This is a genomic window from Corynebacterium jeddahense, from assembly GCF_028609865.1.
In the GTDB taxonomy this organism is placed as follows: domain Bacteria; phylum Actinomycetota; class Actinomycetes; order Mycobacteriales; family Mycobacteriaceae; genus Corynebacterium; species Corynebacterium jeddahense.
Genome location: NZ_CP063194.1, coordinates 1,628,473 through 1,644,553, shown reverse-complemented (window position 1 = coordinate 1,644,553; position 16,081 = coordinate 1,628,473). Strand labels below are relative to the sequence as shown.

General features: G+C 69.7%; 17 protein-coding genes. 15 read left to right on the top strand and 2 right to left on the bottom strand.

From position 1 onward, the window contains the following. The first annotated feature begins 13 nt into the window (after positions 1-13). The 12 genes from rpsP to CJEDD_RS07970 all read left to right on the top strand — a co-directional run bounded on the left by rpsP (position 14) and on the right by CJEDD_RS07970 (position 11,222). A complete protein-coding gene (rpsP, locus tag CJEDD_RS08025) occupies positions 14-529 on the top strand; it encodes a 30S ribosomal protein S16 (RefSeq protein WP_042405125.1) in 516 nt (171 codons plus the stop codon). A gap of 162 nt (positions 530-691) precedes the next feature. Beyond that, entirely contained in the window at positions 692-1,192 is a 501-nt protein-coding gene (gene rimM / locus CJEDD_RS08020) for a ribosome maturation factor RimM (protein WP_042405127.1), read from the top strand. Next, positions 1,185-2,366, top strand: coding sequence for a tRNA (guanosine(37)-N1)-methyltransferase TrmD (trmD, locus tag CJEDD_RS08015; protein WP_042405129.1), 1,182 nt, complete (start codon positions 1,185-1,187; stop codon positions 2,364-2,366). Before rimM ends, trmD begins: the two co-directional genes overlap by 8 nt. Further along, positions 2,363-4,639 carry a Tex family protein gene (locus CJEDD_RS08010; RefSeq protein WP_042405132.1) on the top strand — a complete coding sequence of 759 codons (2,277 nt, stop codon included), beginning with the start codon at positions 2,363-2,365 and terminating at the stop codon, positions 4,637-4,639. The genes trmD and CJEDD_RS08010 overlap by 4 nt, the downstream gene beginning before the upstream one ends. Before the next feature lie 113 nt (positions 4,640-4,752). Further along, positions 4,753-5,100: a 50S ribosomal protein L19 gene (gene rplS / locus CJEDD_RS08005; protein ID WP_042405134.1), complete on the top strand. Its 348-nt coding sequence runs from the start codon at positions 4,753-4,755 to the stop codon at positions 5,098-5,100. 221 nt (positions 5,101-5,321) lie between these two features. Continuing rightward, positions 5,322-6,011, top strand: a complete 690-nt coding sequence (gene lepB, locus CJEDD_RS08000; protein WP_081764464.1) for a signal peptidase I — start codon at positions 5,322-5,324, stop codon at positions 6,009-6,011. Between the two features lie 4 nt (positions 6,012-6,015). After that, entirely contained in the window at positions 6,016-6,696 is a 681-nt protein-coding gene (locus CJEDD_RS07995; RefSeq protein ID WP_042405137.1) for a ribonuclease HII, read from the top strand. Next, positions 6,693-6,998 carry a DUF2469 domain-containing protein gene (locus tag CJEDD_RS07990; protein ID WP_042405139.1) on the top strand — a complete coding sequence of 102 codons (306 nt, stop codon included), beginning with the start codon at positions 6,693-6,695 and terminating at the stop codon, positions 6,996-6,998. Before CJEDD_RS07995 ends, CJEDD_RS07990 begins: the two co-directional genes overlap by 4 nt. A gap of 201 nt (positions 6,999-7,199) precedes the next feature. Next, positions 7,200-7,580 carry a YraN family protein gene (locus tag CJEDD_RS07985; RefSeq protein WP_042405142.1) on the top strand — a complete coding sequence of 127 codons (381 nt, stop codon included), beginning with the start codon at positions 7,200-7,202 and terminating at the stop codon, positions 7,578-7,580. Continuing rightward, a complete protein-coding gene (locus CJEDD_RS07980; RefSeq protein ID WP_042405144.1) occupies positions 7,567-9,108 on the top strand; it encodes a YifB family Mg chelatase-like AAA ATPase in 1,542 nt (513 codons plus the stop codon). Before CJEDD_RS07985 ends, CJEDD_RS07980 begins: the two co-directional genes overlap by 14 nt. Continuing rightward, entirely contained in the window at positions 9,109-10,317 is a 1,209-nt protein-coding gene (locus CJEDD_RS07975) for a DNA-processing protein DprA (RefSeq protein ID WP_042405146.1), read from the top strand. It begins immediately after the preceding gene. Positions 10,318-10,328: 11 nt separating this feature from the next. Beyond that, on the top strand, positions 10,329-11,222 hold the full coding sequence (locus tag CJEDD_RS07970; RefSeq protein WP_042405149.1) for a tyrosine recombinase XerC: 894 nt from the start codon (positions 10,329-10,331) through the stop codon (positions 11,220-11,222). Between the two features lie 24 nt (positions 11,223-11,246). Here the strand turns inward: CJEDD_RS07970 and CJEDD_RS07965 are convergent, their stop codons facing one another. Further along, complete coding sequence (locus CJEDD_RS07965) at positions 11,247-11,750, bottom strand: murein hydrolase activator EnvC family protein (protein ID WP_074432470.1); 504 nt, start codon at positions 11,748-11,750, stop codon at positions 11,247-11,249. A gap of 300 nt (positions 11,751-12,050) precedes the next feature. Between CJEDD_RS07965 and rpsB the strand changes: the two genes are divergently transcribed. The 3 genes from rpsB (at position 12,051) to pyrH (ending at position 14,970) form a co-directional block, all read left to right on the top strand. Further along, positions 12,051-12,998, top strand: coding sequence for a 30S ribosomal protein S2 (gene rpsB, locus CJEDD_RS07960; RefSeq protein WP_042405152.1), 948 nt, complete (start codon positions 12,051-12,053; stop codon positions 12,996-12,998). 227 nt (positions 12,999-13,225) lie between these two features. Beyond that, entirely contained in the window at positions 13,226-14,044 is an 819-nt protein-coding gene (gene tsf, locus CJEDD_RS07955; protein ID WP_042405153.1) for a translation elongation factor Ts, read from the top strand. Positions 14,045-14,286: 242 nt separating this feature from the next. Next, positions 14,287-14,970, top strand: a complete 684-nt coding sequence (pyrH, locus tag CJEDD_RS07950) for a UMP kinase (RefSeq protein WP_042405164.1) — start codon at positions 14,287-14,289, stop codon at positions 14,968-14,970. Here the strand turns inward: pyrH and CJEDD_RS07945 are convergent. Then, positions 14,967-16,079, bottom strand: coding sequence for an amidase family protein (locus CJEDD_RS07945; protein ID WP_081764462.1), 1,113 nt, complete (start codon positions 16,077-16,079; stop codon positions 14,967-14,969). The genes pyrH and CJEDD_RS07945 overlap by 4 nt on opposite strands. Positions 16,080-16,081 lie beyond the last annotated feature (2 nt).

Sequence of the window (16,081 nt, the reverse complement as noted above, 5' to 3'; positions counted from 1 at the left end):
AAGGAAGTACACCATGGCTGTAAAGATCAAGCTGCAGCGCCTCGGCAAGATCCGCAACGCGCAGTACCGCGTCGTTGTCGCCGACGCTCGCACCCGCCGCGATGGCCGCGTCATCGAGAACATCGGCATCTACCACCCGAAGGAAGAGCCGTCGCTCATCCGCATCGACTCCGAGCGCGCCCAGTACTGGCTGGGTGTCGGCGCGCAGCCGACCGAGCCGGTGCTCGCGCTGCTCAAGGTGACCGGCGACTGGCAGAAGTACAAGGGCCTCGAGGGCGCCGAGGGCACCCTCAAGGTGAAGGAAGAGAAGCCGTCCAAGCTCGAGCTGTTCAACCAGGCGCTCGAGGAGGCCAAGAACGGCCCGACCGCCGAGGCCATCACCGAGAAGCGCCAGAAGGCGAAGGACGAGGCCGCCGCGAAGGAGGCCGCCGAGGCTGCCGCCGCTGCTGAGGCTGAGGCCGCTGAGGCTGAAGCTGCCGAGGGCGAGTCCGCCGAGGCTGCCGAGGAAGCTCCGGCCGAGGAGAACTAAGCGCCCCTCGCTTCTCAGCGACACCCCCGTTCCGCTTAACGCGGCACGGGGGTTTTGTCGCTCGCTGGGGGTTGTTGGCCCGGTTGTTGGCCTGGTCTTGCCCGGGAGTGGGGAGCCGCCACCGCAAACCGCCACCGAAGCAGCCTGCTACCGTAGCCACCCATGGAGCTCAACATCGGCCGTGTGGTCAAGTCCCACGGCGTGAAAGGCGAAGTCGCCGTGGAGTTGCTCGCGGACGAGTCGGAGGAGCACATCGTCGCCGGGGCGGTGCTCACAGGCCGCCAGGCGGGCAAGGAACGGGAGCTGACTGTCAAGACGGTGCGCCCGCACCAGCAACGCCTCCTCGTCAGCTTTGAGGAGGTGCCGGACCGCACCGCCGCGGACAGCCTGCGCGGGATGAAGTTCGTCGCCGAGCCGCTCGAGCGCGACGATGACTCGGACGAGTACTACAACCACGAGCTCATCGGCCTCAAGGTGTTCCACGATGGCGAGGAGGTCGGCGAGGTCACCGGCGTGATGGACGCGCCGAACCGCAAGATCCTCGAGATCGACTACCGCGGCAAGGAGGTGCTCGTCCCGTTCGTTATGGACTTCGTGCCAGACCTCGACTTGGACGCGGGCACCCTCGTGATCACCCCGCCCGAGGGGCTGCTCGATGTCTAAGCTGCGCTTGGACGTCATCACGATCTTCCCCGAGTACCTCGACCCGCTGCGCCACGCGCTGCTGGGCAAGGCGATCGAGCAGGGGATCCTCGAGGTCGGCGTGCACGACCTGCGCGACTGGGCCACCGGCAACCACAAATCCGTCGATGCGCCGCCGCTCGGCGGGGGGCCGGGCATGGTGATGAAGCCTGAGGTGTGGGGGCCCGCGCTTGACAGCGTCGCCTCCGGCCGCACCGGCGCCGAACTCCACTCCGCCGCCGCGCACCGCAACGACAAGGCGCGCCACGACGACGTCGCCAACGTCGCAGCGCGGCCGTACTCGGGCGGGGATGTCCGCGAAAGGGAGAACCCGGCGGCTCCCCTGCTCCTCGTGCCCACACCCGCAGGCACGCCGTTCACGCAGGAGGACGCGCGGGCGTGGTCGCGCGAGGAGCACATCGTCTTCGCGTGCGGGCGCTACGAGGGCATCGACCAGCGCGTGTTGGAAGACGCGAAGCAACGCTACCGGGTGCGCGAGGTCTCGATCGGGGACTACGTGCTCATCGGCGGGGAGGTGGCGGTGCTCGTCATCGCGGAGGCGGTCACGCGGCTCATCCCGGGCGTGCTCGGCAACACGGAAAGCCACGAGGACGACTCGTTTTCCGACGGCCTGCTCGAGGGCCCGAGTTACACGAAGCCGCGGGTCTGGCGCGGCCTGGAAGCCCCGGCGGTGCTCACATCCGGCGACCACGCGAAGGTGCAGGCGTGGCGCCGCGAGCAATCGCTCAAGCGCACGAAAGCGGTGCGCCCGGACCTGCTCGAATGCGCGGAGCTCAGCGACGAGGATCGGTTCGCGCTCGACGCCCGAGACGTCACCACCAGCCTGGACGTGATTGTGGACGGGAAGCGGTGGAGCGGAGCCGTCGAGAAGCGAATGCGAAAGTCGCTCAAGCAGGCGGGGTACCGCACGACGAGCATCGAGCTCGAGGGGCCGCGCGCGGCGCACTGCTTCGAGCCGTCGATGCTCGAGCGGCAGTACGAGTACGAGCACGGCCGCCCGCCCGCCGGGGAGGTCCGCGGGCTGACGGTCACGGGCCGCACCGCGCTGCCGCTGGCGGAGGCGACGCAGGCGGTCGCCGCGGCCCTGCCCGAGGGCACCCCGTGGTACGGCACCACAGTAGTATCGCCCGAATGACATCAATCGCAGACACCATCGCGAACGAAATCAACGTCAAACCGGGGCAGGTCGAGGCCGCCCTCAAGCTGCTCGCCGAGGGCAACACCGTCCCCTTCATCGCCCGCTACCGCAAAGAGGCGACGGGCGGCCTCGACGACGCGCAGCTGCGCCACATCGAGGAGCGCAACACGTACCTCATCGAGCTCGCCGAGCGTAAGAAAGCGGTGCTGGAAAGCATCGAGGAGCAGGGCAAACTCACCGACGAGCTCAAGCGCGAGATCCTCGCAGCCGACACGAAGGCGCGCGTGGAGGACCTCTACCTGCCGTACAAGAAGCGACGCAAGACCAAGGCGGACATCGCGCGCGAGGCGGGGCTCGAGGCGCTCGAGCAGCAGCTTATCGACGATCCTTCGGCCGACCCCGAGACCCTCGCCGCGGCCTACCTGTCCGAGGGCTTCCCGGACGCGAAGGCGGCGCTCGACGGGGCGCGTGCGATCCTTGTCGACCGCTTCGCCACCGACGCGGACCTCGTCGGCGAGGTGCGCGACCGGGTCTACGCGCAGGGCACGATGCGCTCCGGCGTGGTCGAGGGCAAGGAAACCGAGGGCGCGAAGTATGCCGACTACTTCGAGTTCTCGGAGCCCCTCGACACCCTGCCGAGCCACCGCATCCTCGCGCTGCTGCGCGGCGAGTCGGAGGGCGTGCTCGTGCTCGACATGGACCCGGGCGAGGAGGCCGTGTACGAGGGGATGATCGCCGAGCGCTTCGGCCTGCCGGTGAAGGATTCCGAGTGGCTGGCCAAGGCGGTGCGCTGGGGCTGGCGTACGAAGCTGCAGGTCTCCGCGAACCTTGATACGCGCATGCGGCTCAAAGAGAAGGCGGAGGCTGGCGCGCTCGAGGTGTTCAAGACGAACCTGCGCGACGTGCTCCTCGCAGCACCCGCCGGGCAGCGTGCCACGCTCGCGCTCGACCCGGGCTACCGCAACGGCGTGAAGTGCGCGGTGGTGGACGAGACGGGCAAGGTGCTGGCCACCACGATCGTCTACCCGCACCAGCCGCAGAATAGGTGGGACGCGGCGCGGGCGGAGCTGGCCACGCTCGCCGCGGAGCACGGCGTTGAGCTCATCGCGGTGGGCAACGGCACGGCGTCGCGCGAGTCGGAGAAGCTCGCCGGGGAGGTCGCGGACCTCATCGCGCAGGCGGGCGGGAAGCGCCCGACGCCGGTGGTGGTCAGCGAGTCCGGCGCGTCGGTGTACTCGGCAAGCCCCATCGCGGCGGAGGAGTTCCCGGACATGGACGTCTCGCTGCGCTCGGCGGTCTCCATCGCCCGGCGGCTGCAGGACCCGCTCGCGGAGCTGGTGAAGGTGGACCCGAAGGCACTCGGCGTGGGGCAGTACCAGCACGACGTGAACCAGACCGCGCTCGCGCAGACCCTCGACGCCGTGGTGGAGGACGCGGTGAACTCCGTCGGCGTCGACGTGAACACGGCATCCGTGCCGCTGCTCGAGCGCGTCGCGGGCCTGTCCGGCACGGTGGCGAAGAACATCGTGGCCTACCGCGACGAGCACGGCCGCTTTACCACCCGCAAGGAGCTGGGCAAGGTGCCGCGCCTCGGGCCGAAGGCGTTCGAGCAGGCCGCGGGATTCTTGCGCATCCAGGGCGGGACAAACCCGCTGGACGCCTCCGCGGTGCACCCTGAGGCGTACCCGGTCGTGGAGAAGGTGGCGGCGACGACGGGCCTGGCCACCGAGAAGCTGATCGGTAACACGACGGTGCTGACGAAACTTTCGCCCGCGGACTTCGCCGACGACACCTTCGGCGTGCCCACCGTCACCGACATCTTGGCCGAGCTGGACAAACCGGGCCGGGACCCGCGCCCGGAGTTCAAGACCGCGTCGTTTAAGGAGGGCGTCAACGAGGTCAAGGACCTGATACCCGGAATGATCCTGGAGGGCACGGTGACCAACGTGGCGGCGTTCGGCGCGTTCGTGGATGTCGGCGTGCACCAGGACGGCCTGGTCCACGTCTCCGCCATGAGCCACAAGTTCGTCTCCGACCCGCACGAGGTGGTGCGATCTGGGCAGGTGGTGAAGGTGAAAGTTATGGACGTCGACGTCGCGCGCAACCGCATCGGGCTGAGCTTGAGGCTTGACGACGAGCCAGGGCAGCCCGCCGCGGCAAAGACACAGCAGCCGCGGAAGAAGGGGCAGGGGCGGAAGGGGCCGAAGGAACGTCGTCAAGCGAACGGCTCAATGGCCGATGCCCTCAAGCGGGCGGGATTTGGGAACTGACCGGCGGGTCTGTAAGATACCGCAGGTTGTTGTAACCGACACGAACCGGCCGAGCGCCCCGCACGGGGAAGCGCCGCCAGGGTCCTCTGTCCGAAACGAAAAGGATTGCTTCTATGAGCAACGGCAAGATTGATCTGGTCGACGCCGGCCAGCTGCGCGACGACATCCCGGACTTCCGCCCGGGCGACACCCTCGACGTGCACGTCAAGGTCATCGAGGGTTCCGTGACCCGTACCCAGGTGTTCACCGGCTTCGTCGTGCGCCGCCAGGGCGGCGGCATCCGCGAGACCTTCACCGTCCGCAAGGTTTCCTTCGGCATCGGCGTCGAGCGCACCTTCCCGGTGCACTCCCCGAACATCGAGAAGATCGAGGTTGTCCGCAAGGGCGACGTGCGCCGCGCGAAGCTGTACTACATGCGCGACCTGCGCGGCAAGGCTGCCCGCATCAAGGAGCGTCGCTAGTTTCAGCGCGCCTGTGAACCCCGTCCGAGTTGCCTCGGACGGGGTTTGTCGCGTTTTGTCGCGTTCTAGTGGCAGGCCGCGGTGGTGCTAACGTATCCCGGGTGACGAATTCGAACGTGCCCGCGAACGGGCAGCCGGCCCAGCAGCCCCACAACCCGTACGCACAGGCCGAGCCGGTGTACGAGGTGGACGGCGCTGCGGCGCAGGGCGAGAAGAAGGAAATGCCCTGGTACATCGAGATCCCGGTCGTCGTCGTGCTCACGCTGCTGATCATGTTCCTCATCCAGACCTTCATCGGCCGGCTCTACGTCATCCCGTCCGCGTCGATGGAGCCGACGCTGCACGGTGAGAACGGCTCCGGCGACCGCATCTTCGTGGAGAAGGTGAGCTACTACTTCTCCGACCCGAAGCCGGGCGACGTCATCGTCTTCGCGGGCACCGATTCGTGGAACACGGGCTTTACCTCCAACCGCTCCGACAACCCGGTCGTGCGCGGGCTGCAGGAGGCCGGTTCCTGGGTCGGCCTCGTGCCCAAGGACGAGAACACGCTGGTCAAGCGCATCATCGCGAAGGGTGGCCAGACGGTGTCGTGCCAGGCGGGTGACCCGGCGATCATGGTGGACGGCAAGCCGATTGACCAGTCCTACATCCTCCAGCCGAACTTCTACCCGGTGGATCCCTCGACCGGCTCGGACGCGTGCGGCGGCCCGTACTTCGGCCCGGTGACGGTGCCGGAGGGCAACTACTTCATGATGGGCGACAACCGCACCAACTCCCTCGACTCGCGCTACCACATGGGTGACCAGTACGAGGGCACGATTCCGAAGAAGAACATCCGCGGCAAGGTCGAGGCCGTCGTCTTCCCGCTCAACCGCATGCAGGGCGTGGCCGACCCGGACATTCAGAAGTAGGGCAGTGCGCCGCCTGAAACAACTGCGCACCTACGAAGTCGCGCTGGACAAGGCGGGCCTCGGCCCCGTCGCGGGCGTCGACGAGGCGGGTCGCGGCGCGTGTTTCGGGCCCATCACCATCGCCGCGTGCGTCCTGCCCACCCGCCCGCTTCCGCAGCTCGAGGGGCTCACCGACTCGAAGCAGCTCACCGCCCGCAGGCGCGAGGTGCTTTTCGACGCCATCCGGTCCACCGCGACCGCCTACAGCGTCGTGCACGTCCCGGCCGCCGAGATCGACCGGCGCGGCATCCAGCATGCCAATCTCGATGGCGCGCGTCGCGCCGTGGCGGGGCTGTCGGTGCGCCCGGGCTTCGTGCTTGTCGACGCGTTCCGCATCCCCGGCCTCCCCGCACCCCAGCTGCCGGTGATCGGCGGGGACTTCACCGCGCGCTGCATCGCCGCGGCGAGCGTGCTGGCGAAGGTGAGCCGCGACCGGCTCATCTGCGAGATGGCGGCGTCGTACCCGGAGTACGGGCTCGAGGCGCACAAGGGGTATTCCACGAAGGTGCACATGGACGCGGTGCGCCGCCACGGCGCGAGCGCCGAGCACCGTTATAGTTATGCGAACGTCAGGGACGCTGACACGTTTTATACCGAGTCTCTCACCGAGTCTCTCACCGAGTCGACTGCAAGGGGTCATGTATGAGCGCCGAGGATCTTGACAACTACGAGGCCGAAGTCGAGCTCTCCCTGTACCGCGAGTACCGCGACGTGGCCAGCCAGTTCTCCTACGTCGTGGAGACGGACCGCCGCTTCTACCTCGCCAACGGGGTGAAGCTCATCCCGCACACCGAGGGCGGCGACGTCTACTACGAGGTGCTCATGTCCGACGCCTGGGTGTGGGACATGTACCGCGCCGTGCGCTTCGTGCGCTACGTGCGCGTGATCACGTACAAGGACGTCAACATCGAAGAGCTGGACAAGCCGGAGCTGACCTTCCCGGAGTAGTCGGCCCTGCCAGGCCGAGCCGCCGGGAGGAGCAGGGGGTGTAGGGCAAAGGGATTGAGGTCAATTTTGTCCTCAATCCCTCGGCACCCCACCCCACCCCGACAGCGCTTTGCGATTTTTTCGGCCGAGGGAACCGCGCTACCACTTCTTGCGTCTAATAGGCACCCAACATTTTGGAACCTATGACGACAAGGAGTGGCAATGCAGGTGGATTACGCGGCGCAGTACGAGCTGGGCCGGGCAGGGGAACGGGCCGCCATCCGGTGGTACGAGGAGGAGGGCTACACCCTCCTCGCGCACCGCGCGCGGATGCGGGCGGGCGAGATCGACGCGGTGGTGGAGGACCAAGACGGCACGATCGTGTTCGTCGAGGTGAAATCGCGCCGCGGCACCGCGTTCGGCGCGGCCGAGGCGGTGACCACGAAGAAGCTCACCACGATGCGGCGCTGCGCGGCGCAGTGGCTCGAGCAGCACCCGGCGGCGGGTCTGCGCGAGATCCGCTTCGACGTCGTCGAGGTTGTCCTCGACGGCGAGGATTACATCCTGCGCAGGTTCCCGGGGGTCGAAGATGGCGCTTGCTAGCACGCGCAGCGCGACCGTCGAGGGGGTCGCCGCGCAGATGGTAACGGTGGAGGCCAACGTCGGCGCCGGCCTGCCGGGCATGCACATGGTGGGCCTCGGCGACGCCGCGGTAAAGGAGTCCCGCGAGCGGATCCGCACCGCGATCGCGAACTCGTCGCTGGCGTGGCCGCGGACGAAGATCATGGTCTCGCTCTCCCCGGCGCACCTACCGAAGGCGGGCTCGCACTTCGACCTGCCCATCGCGCTCGCGGTGCTCGGCAGCCTCGACCCGCGGGCGCACGAGCGGCTCGCGACCACGATGTTCCTCGGCGAGCTCGCCTTGGACGGTGCGTTGCGACGGGCCGAAGGCGTGCTCCCGATGCTCCTCGCCGCGCTCGGCACGGCAGATGGCGCGGGCGGCGCAGGGAACACCGTGAAAACGGTGGTGGTGCCGCGGGCGAACGCCGAGGAGGCCGCACTGCTCGGCCGGCGCGAGGTGCTCGTCGCGGACTCGCTGGCCCAGGTGTGGCGCTGGTGCATCGGCGAGGTGGAGTTGGAGGGGGTGGGGGCTCCGGAGGCGTCGATACGCAAGGCGGACGTCCCCGACTTCCGCGACATCGCGGGGATGAGCGAGGAGCGCGAGGCGCTCGAGGTCGCGGCCGCGGGCGGGCACCACGTGATGATGATCGGCCCGCCGGGCAGCGGCAAGTCGATGCTGGCGGAGCGGCTGCCGTCGATCCTGCCGCCGCTGACGGTGGAAGAGATGGTGGAGGTTACGGCGATCCACGCCGCCGCCGGGACCTCCGGCGGGGGTGCGGTGGCGGCGCGGCCGTTCGTCGCTCCGCACCCCTCGATCACGCGCGCGGCGCTCACCGGCGGCGGGGGCGCGAACCCGGTGCCGGGGGCGGTGAGCCTGGCGCACCGCGGGGTGCTCTTCCTCGACGAGGCCTCTGAGATCCCGGCCCACGTGCTCGACGGGCTGCGCATCCCGCTGGAGAAGCGGGAGGTGCGCCTGAGCCGCCTGCGCAGCGACGTCGTGTACCCCGCGGATTTCCAGCTTGTGCTCGCGGCGAACCCGTGCGCGTGCGAGCGCAAGCGGGGTAAGTGCGTGTGCACCTCCCCGGTGCGCGCGCGGCACCTGCGCAACGTCTCCGGACCGCTGCGCGACCGCATCGACGTGGTCGTGCGCACCTCGGGCGACGCCACCGTCGTCAGCGCGGAGGGCGCCGAGCCGTCGAGCGCGATCGCCGAGCGAGTCCTCGCCGCCCGCGAGCGAGCGAGCGCAAGGTGGACGCGGGCGGGTATCGAGGAGTCCGTCAACGGCCGGGTCAGCCCCACCCTCATCCGGCGCTGCTTCCCGGCGCGGGAATCGGCGATGGCGTTTTTGGAGACGGAGCTCGCGCTGGGGGAGCTCACGCAGCGCGGGGTGGACCGGTGCCTCAAGCTCGCCTGGACGCTCGCGGACCTCGAGGGCGTGGACGTGCCGGACATTGACCACGTGGACCGGGCGATGGCGCTGCGGACCTCGCACGCGAAGGCGGTGGCGTAGATGAGCACACTGGAATCCTGGGCGTACCTGAGCCGCGTCGTTGAGGGGCCGTCGCGCCACCTCCAGGCGCTGCTGCGCGAGGGCCGCACCGCTGACGAGATCGCAGACGGCGTGCGCTCCCGCGCCGGGTGGATCGGCGGGCTGCGCGCGCAGACCGAGAACCGCTACACCTGGGACCGTCCCGCCGAGGACCTCGAGCGGGCGGCGGAGTGCGGTTACACGCTGCTCACGCCGGAGTCGCCCGGGTGGCCGCGCGAGGCCATCGACCTCGCGTTCACCCGCGGCGCTGCGGCGGCGGCGCACAACGGCGCCGTGCCCCAGCCCGACGGCATCGCCCCGCACGCGCTGTGGGTGCGCGGCAACCCGGACCTGGCCGGGTTGTTTGCGAACTCCGTCGGCGTGGTGGGCACGCGCCAGGCGACGCAGTACGGCCACACGGCCACGCGCGACCTGGTCAAGGGGCTGGGGAAGTACCGTTACACGATCGTCTCCGGGGGCGCCGTGGGCATCGATACGGTGGCCCACCTCACCGCGCTCGACGTCAACGCGCCCACCGTGGCGGTGGCTGCGTGCGGGCCGGGCGTGGCGTACCCGCGCTCGAACGCGGCCATGTTCGACCGAATCGCGGCGTCTGGGGGCGCGATTGTCAGCGAGTACCCGCCGGATACCACCCCGGACCGCCACCGTTTTCTCACCCGCAACCGGCTCGTCGCGGGGCTCACGCTGGGCACCGTGCTCGTCGAGGCGGCGTTCCGCTCCGGGGCGCTGAACACCCTGAAATGGGTGAACACGTTCAACCGCGCGGCGATGGCCGTGCCGGGCCCGATCACGGATGTGGAGTCGCTCGGCGCCAACCTGGCCATCCAGGATAACCGGGCGACGATGGTGCTCAACGCCGACCAGATCCACGAGCAGCTCTGCGGCGTCGGGCAGGTGGACGCGGAGGGGGCGATGGAGGCGCTCTTCCCGGCGAGCGACGTGCAGCGGCTCACCAGAAACGAGTTACGCATTTACGACGCGCTCCCGCCCGTCGGCCGCCCCGGCCGGGAGGCGGAGGACATCGCCGCGGACGCTGGTCTGACCATCGGGCTGACGGTGCACATCTTGATGGACCTCGCCGGACGCGGGCTCGTCGAGCGGGAGCGCCGGCTGTGGTCCCGCGCCGAACGCCCGGACGAGGAGGAGAGCGCGGCAGCGTCGCAGGGGTAGACTCCTGGGGCATGAGTAAACCAGTGGGGCAGCTGCAGGCGGCGGTGGCGGACTTCGCCGAGTACGCCGAGCTCGTCCTCGGGCGCTCCCCGAACACGGTGAAGGGCTACGTCTCGGACCTGGCCACCCTCGCGGGGTTCGCCGACACATACAGCGAGTTCACCCTCGACGCCCTGCGCCGCTGGCTTGCCGACGCCCTCGCGGCGGGCAAGAGCCGCTCGACGCTTGCCCGCCGCACCGCTGCCGTGCGGGCGTTTTCCACGTGGTCCTACCGGCAGGGCCACATCGACGCGGACGTGGCAGCGCGCCTCAAGGCGCCGAAAGTGACCCGCCCGCTGCCCAACGTCGTGCGCGGCGAGCGCGCCGGCGAGCTCGTGGAGGCGGACACGGCCGACGACGCGCACCCCGCGGAACACCTGCGCGACCGCGCGATGCTCGAGCTGCTCTACGCCACCGGGATGCGCGTCGGCGAGCTCACCGGGCTGAACCTCGGCGACGTCGACCTCGCCCGCGGGCTCGCCCGGGTCACCGGTAAAGGCAACAAGCAGCGCGTCGTGCCGTTCGGGGACGAGGCCGCGGCGGCGGTCGCCGAGTGGCTCGAGCGCGGCCGCACCGAGCTCGCGGGGGAGACCGACGCGCTGTTCGTCGGCTCGCGGGGCGGGCGCATCGACCAGCGCCAGGTGCGCCGCGTCGTGGACCGCGCCGGGGCGCGCACGGGCGTCGAGCACGTCAGCCCCCACACGCTGCGCCATACCGCCGCCACGCACATGCTCGAAGGCGGGGCGGACCTGCGCGTGGTTCAGGAAATGCTTGGGCACACGAGCCTGCAGACCACGCAGATCTACACCCACGTCTCCGCCCAGCGGCTCAAGCGCGTGTACGACCAGGCCCACCCGCGGGCCTGACGCCGCCTACACCGGCTACACCGGTTACACCGGCTTGAGCCGGATCCGGGGCGGGTCGAGCAGCCGCAGCGGGTCGATGTAGGTGTCCTTGCCGGCAAGCGCGCCCCAGTGCAGGCCGTCGTGCGCACCCGAGTACGCCGCGGAGGCGCGGGCGAGGGTGCCGATCGGCTGGCCTTCGCTCACGCGGTCGCCCACCGCGAGCGTGGTGCGCACCGGTTGGTACGTCGTGCGGATACCGCCCGGGTGGTCGACGGAGACCACGGGCGTGCCCGCCACCGCGCCGACGAACGCGACGGTGCCGTCGCCCGCCGCGAGCACGGGGCCGCCGGCGCGCGCCGGGAGGTCCACGCCGCGGTGGCCGGGCTGCCAGTTTCGCTCCGGGATCTCGGCGGGCCGGCTCACCCCGGCCGGCTGCCGAGTGCCCGCAACCGGGTCGACCCAGGCGAGTGCGGGGGAGGCGGACGCAAAAAGAGCGCAGCTGATGGCGGTGAGGGCGGCTGGGGGCCGGAGGATCGTCGATACGCACATGCTCGCACTACAGCACCCCGGGCGACGGAAGGGAACCCCGCGCCCGCGAAGCTGTGGATAACTCGCGCGCGCGGGCGGGGCTATCCACAGAACGCGCAGATGAGATTAGGTTTTTGCGGGGTGAGCGGGTAGTGTTGCTCGGGCAGCTCGTATGGGCTGACGACGCGCGCCGGATAATGCCAGCTCAGCGACGGTCCCTCTCACAGGGTGCGGGGCTAGCACGGTGCCAGGGTGCGGGATAAAAACCCGCACGTGAGACTTTCTAGTAACCGAACTACTTTCTCCGAAGGAGACAAAGCCATGGCAGTTGTAACCATGCGTGAACTCCTCGACGCCGGTGTGCACTTCGGCCACCAGACGCGTCGCTGGAACCCGAAGATGCGCCGCTTCATCTTCACCGACCGCAACGGCATCTACATCATCGACCTGCAGCAGACGCTGACGTACATCGATGAGGCGTACGAGTTTGTCAAGGAGACCGTCGCGCACGGCGGCACCATCCTGTTCGTGGGCACGAAGAAGCAGGCCCAGGAACCGATCCAGGAAGAGGCGCAGCGCGTCGGCATGCCGTACGTGACGCACCGCTGGCTGGGCGGCATGCTCACCAACTTCCAGACCGTGTCCAAGCGCATCGGTCGCATGAAGGAACTGCAGGCCATGGATGCAGCCGAGGACGGCTACGCGGGCCGCGGCAAGAAGGAAATCCTCATGCTCACCCGCGAGCGCATCAAGCTCGAGCGCGTGCTGGGCGGCATCGCGGACATGACCAAGGCGCCGTCCGCGCTGTGGATCGTGGACACGAACAAGGAGCACATCGCCGTCTCCGAGGCTCAGAAGCTGCGCATCCCCGTCGTGGCCATCCTGGACACCAACTGCGACCCAGACGTTGTCGACTTCCCGATCCCGGGCAACGACGACGCCATCGGCGCCGTGAAGCTGCTCACCCACATCGTGGGCGAGGCTGTCGTGGCCGGCAAGCAGCAGCGCGAGGAGCGCCAGCTCGCCGCCGCGCGCGGCGCCGCCGGTGACACCGACGCGAAGCGCCAGGCCGAGGTCTCCGAGGCTGCGGCTGCCGCCGCGGTGTCCGAGGATGTCTCCGCCGCCGACGCCGCCAAGGCCGCCGTCGCCGCCGAGGCTGCGGCGCCGCAGGTGGTCGAGGCGGTCGAGCAGCCGGCAGCCGTCCGTGCCGCCGAGCAGGCTGCGGACCAGGCTGACGCCCAGGCAACCGGCACCGAGTCCGCCGAGTAAGGCACCGGCCTACACGGCACCGTGCCACCCGAGCACCCCGTAGCCCGATCGCGCCCGCCGGTGAATCCGGCGCTGTCGCGGCGGGCGCGGGGTGTTCGCGTATCTCACCCGTTTCCTCGCCGTGCCGCGCCATAGTGGCCCGCCATCGTGCCGAGCCAGGCATCGTCGGCTACGCTTGAAACGGTTTGAACCCTTTTAGCAACACATTCACGAGGAGGATCGCCCCTATGGCGAACTACACTGCTGCTGACGTCAAGAAGCTCCGCGAGACCACCGGCTCCGGCATGCTCGACTGCAAGAAGGCGCTCGAGGAGACCGACGGCGACTTCGAGAAGGCCGTCGAGAACCTCCGCATCAAGGGCGCGAAGGACGTGGGCAAGCGCGCCGAGCGCAACGCGCTCGAGGGCCTCGTCGCCGTCTCCGGCAACACGATCGTGGAGATCAACTCCGAGACCGACTTCGTGGCCAAGAACCAGGAGTTCAAGGACGTTGCGGACCAGATCGCCCAGGCCGCCGCGGCCGTGAAGGCGAACTCCCAGGAGGAGCTGGCCAACGCCGACGTCAACGGCGAGGCCGCGCACGACGTGCTCGAGCGCCTCTCCGCGAAGATCGGCGAGAAGCTGGAGCTGCGCCGCGCCGCAACCCTCGAGGGCGACAACGTCGAGGTCTACCTGCACCAGAAGGCCGCCGACCTCCCGCCGGCCGTCGGCGTGCTCGTCGCCTACACCGGTGACAACGCCGAGGCCGCGCACCAGGTCGCGCTGCAGATCGCCGCGATGAAGGCCCGCTACCTCAACCAGGACGCCGTGCCGGCCGAGGTCATCGAGAAGGAGCGCGCGGTCCAGGAGGAGATCACCCGCAACGAGGGCAAGCCCGAGGCTGCCATCGAGAAGATCGTCGAAGGCCGCATGGGCGGCTTCTTCAAGGACGTCGTGCTCCTCGACCAGCCGTCGCTCGCGGACTCCAAGAAGACCGTGAAGCAGTTCGCTGACGAGAACGGCATCGAGGTCACCGACTTCGTCCGCTTCGAGGTCGGCCAGGCGTAACCCGCCCCGCCGTCAAAGCCTCGGTCTTGTACCGGGGCTTTTGCGTTGCGACGCGTGCCCGCCCCACCCGCTACCACCTTTCGCAGCGATCCTGTCAGCCCGGACACCACCCCGCGCCCCAGCGGATCTGGGTTTGCGGCCACGCAGCGTAGAATCTTCCGGGAGTGTTACGAGACCCCCAGCAAAAGGAGCAATGACCGGTGACTGACCACAACCCCAACCGCACAGGTTTCAAGCGAGTGATGCTGAAGCTGGGCGGTGAGATGTTCGGCGGCGGGAAGGTTGGCATCGACCCGGACGTGGTGGAGTCCGTCGCCCGCCAGATCGCGGACGTCGCCCGCGGCGGAACCGAGGTGGCTGTGGTGATCGGCGGCGGCAACTTCTTCCGCGGTGCCGAGCTGCAGCAGCGCGGCATGGATCGCGCGCGCTCGGATTACATGGGCATGCTGGGCACGGTGATGAACTGCCTGGCGCTGCAGGACTTCCTCCAGCAGATGGGCGTGGATTGCCGCGTGCAGACCGCGATCAACATGGCCCAGATCTCGGAGCCGTACCTGCCGCTGCGCGCCGCGCGCCACCTGGAGAAGGGCCGCGTGGTCATCTTCGGCGCCGGCATGGGCATGCCGTACTTCTCCACGGACACCACGGCGGCACAGCGCGCGCTCGAGATCGGCTGCGAGGTGCTGCTCATGGCGAAGGCCGTCGACGGCGTGTACGACTCGGATCCGCGCACGAACCCGGACGCGAAGCTCTACTCCGAGATCTCGCCGCGCGAGGTCATCGAGCACGGCCTCAAGGTTGCCGACGCCACCGCGTTCAGCCTCTGCATGGACAACAACATGCCGATCCTCGTGTTCAACCTGCTCAAGGAGGGCAACATCGCCCGCGCCGTCGCTGGCGAGCAGGTGGGCACCCTCGTCGCCTAGCCCGCAGCGACGCCCGCGAGCAGCGCCTCGACGTCGCGCGCCACGCGCAACAGCTCCGGCCCGGTGAGCGTGAGGCTGCCGAGGTGCACCCCGCCGAGCGCGATCGCGGGCGTGCCCAGCACGTTAAACAGCGAGCACCAAGGCGACCACTGCGTCTGTGCCTCGAAGCTCTCCGCGGGGGAGAGCGACGGAAAGTAGCCGAGCGGCGGCGGGTCGAACGCGAGGGTGGGGGAGAGCACCGCGTCCACGCCCCACTGCGCTGCGAGCAGCCCCGGCAGCGCGCGCTTGTGCGCCGCAGCCGCCTCGAGGGCGCCGGGCGCGAGCCGGTGTGACTCCTCGACGAGCCAGCCGATGTAGTCGCTGTCTAGCGGGTCCACGTTGCGGAAGCCCGCCTTGATCGCGACGGAAAAGTGCGCGTACGTCTCGCGCGACTCGCGGTAGGGCGCGAGTTCGACCACGTCGTAGGGCAGGAGGGCAGCAAGCGTCTCGACGATCGCCCCGCGCCGATCCTGCACCGGCGGGTCGGCGAACACGCCCCGGGTGAGCACCCCGATGCGCACCGGCCGCCGCGCCCGCCCGCCCGCCGGCCACCCGGTAAGGGTGAACAGGTCTTTGACGCCTCTGGTGAGGAACCCGTGGGCGGGCAACTGCCGGCCCGCGAGCTTCAGCCCGACGACCTCGCACGCCGCGGCGGGCACGCGCACCGAGCCGCCGGCGTCCGTGCCGTGCGCCGCGCGGCAGGTCCCGTCCGCCACGACTACCGCGGCCCCGGTGGACGAGCCGCCCGGCGTACACTCCGGGTAGGCGGGGGATTCGAGCACCGGCACGCCGGGGCGTTCCGCGTAGCACGTGGCCCCGAGCTCCGAGGTGAGGGTTTTGTCGGGGACGGTGGCACCGGCGCGGAGCAGCGCCTCGACGAACGGGTCGGTCTCGGTGGGATGCGTCGTGCGCGCGGGGTTGCCGTGGGTGGTGGGCAGGCCCGCGACGTCGGTGCCGTCCTTCACCGGGATCTGCCACCCGGCGAGGCGCCCGCGACGCTGCGGTGCAGCGGGCGCGCCGTCGTCCGCGCCGCCGGGCGTTGCGGCGGACGTGAACGCGGGGTGCAGCATGG

Coding starts and splice junctions, on each gene's coding strand:
- rpsP (WP_042405125.1), top strand. CDS start 14: ATGGCTGTAAAGATCAAGCTGCAGCGCCTCGGCAAGATCCGCAACGCG.
- rimM (WP_042405127.1), top strand. CDS start 692: ATGGAGCTCAACATCGGCCGTGTGGTCAAGTCCCACGGCGTGAAAGGC.
- trmD (WP_042405129.1), top strand. CDS start 1,185: ATGTCTAAGCTGCGCTTGGACGTCATCACGATCTTCCCCGAGTACCTC.
- CJEDD_RS08010 (WP_042405132.1), top strand. CDS start 2,363: ATGACATCAATCGCAGACACCATCGCGAACGAAATCAACGTCAAACCG.
- rplS (WP_042405134.1), top strand. CDS start 4,753: ATGAGCAACGGCAAGATTGATCTGGTCGACGCCGGCCAGCTGCGCGAC.
- lepB (WP_081764464.1), top strand. CDS start 5,322: ATGCCCTGGTACATCGAGATCCCGGTCGTCGTCGTGCTCACGCTGCTG.
- CJEDD_RS07990 (WP_042405139.1), top strand. CDS start 6,693: ATGAGCGCCGAGGATCTTGACAACTACGAGGCCGAAGTCGAGCTCTCC.
- CJEDD_RS07985 (WP_042405142.1), top strand. CDS start 7,200: ATGCAGGTGGATTACGCGGCGCAGTACGAGCTGGGCCGGGCAGGGGAA.
- CJEDD_RS07980 (WP_042405144.1), top strand. CDS start 7,567: ATGGCGCTTGCTAGCACGCGCAGCGCGACCGTCGAGGGGGTCGCCGCG.
- CJEDD_RS07975 (WP_042405146.1), top strand. CDS start 9,109: ATGAGCACACTGGAATCCTGGGCGTACCTGAGCCGCGTCGTTGAGGGG.
- CJEDD_RS07970 (WP_042405149.1), top strand. CDS start 10,329: ATGAGTAAACCAGTGGGGCAGCTGCAGGCGGCGGTGGCGGACTTCGCC.
- CJEDD_RS07965 (WP_074432470.1), bottom strand. CDS start 11,750: ATGTGCGTATCGACGATCCTCCGGCCCCCAGCCGCCCTCACCGCCATC.
- rpsB (WP_042405152.1), top strand. CDS start 12,051: ATGGCAGTTGTAACCATGCGTGAACTCCTCGACGCCGGTGTGCACTTC.
- tsf (WP_042405153.1), top strand. CDS start 13,226: ATGGCGAACTACACTGCTGCTGACGTCAAGAAGCTCCGCGAGACCACC.
- pyrH (WP_042405164.1), top strand. CDS start 14,287: ATGCTGAAGCTGGGCGGTGAGATGTTCGGCGGCGGGAAGGTTGGCATC.
- CJEDD_RS07945 (WP_081764462.1), bottom strand. CDS start 16,079: ATGCTGCACCCCGCGTTCACGTCCGCCGCAACGCCCGGCGGCGCGGAC.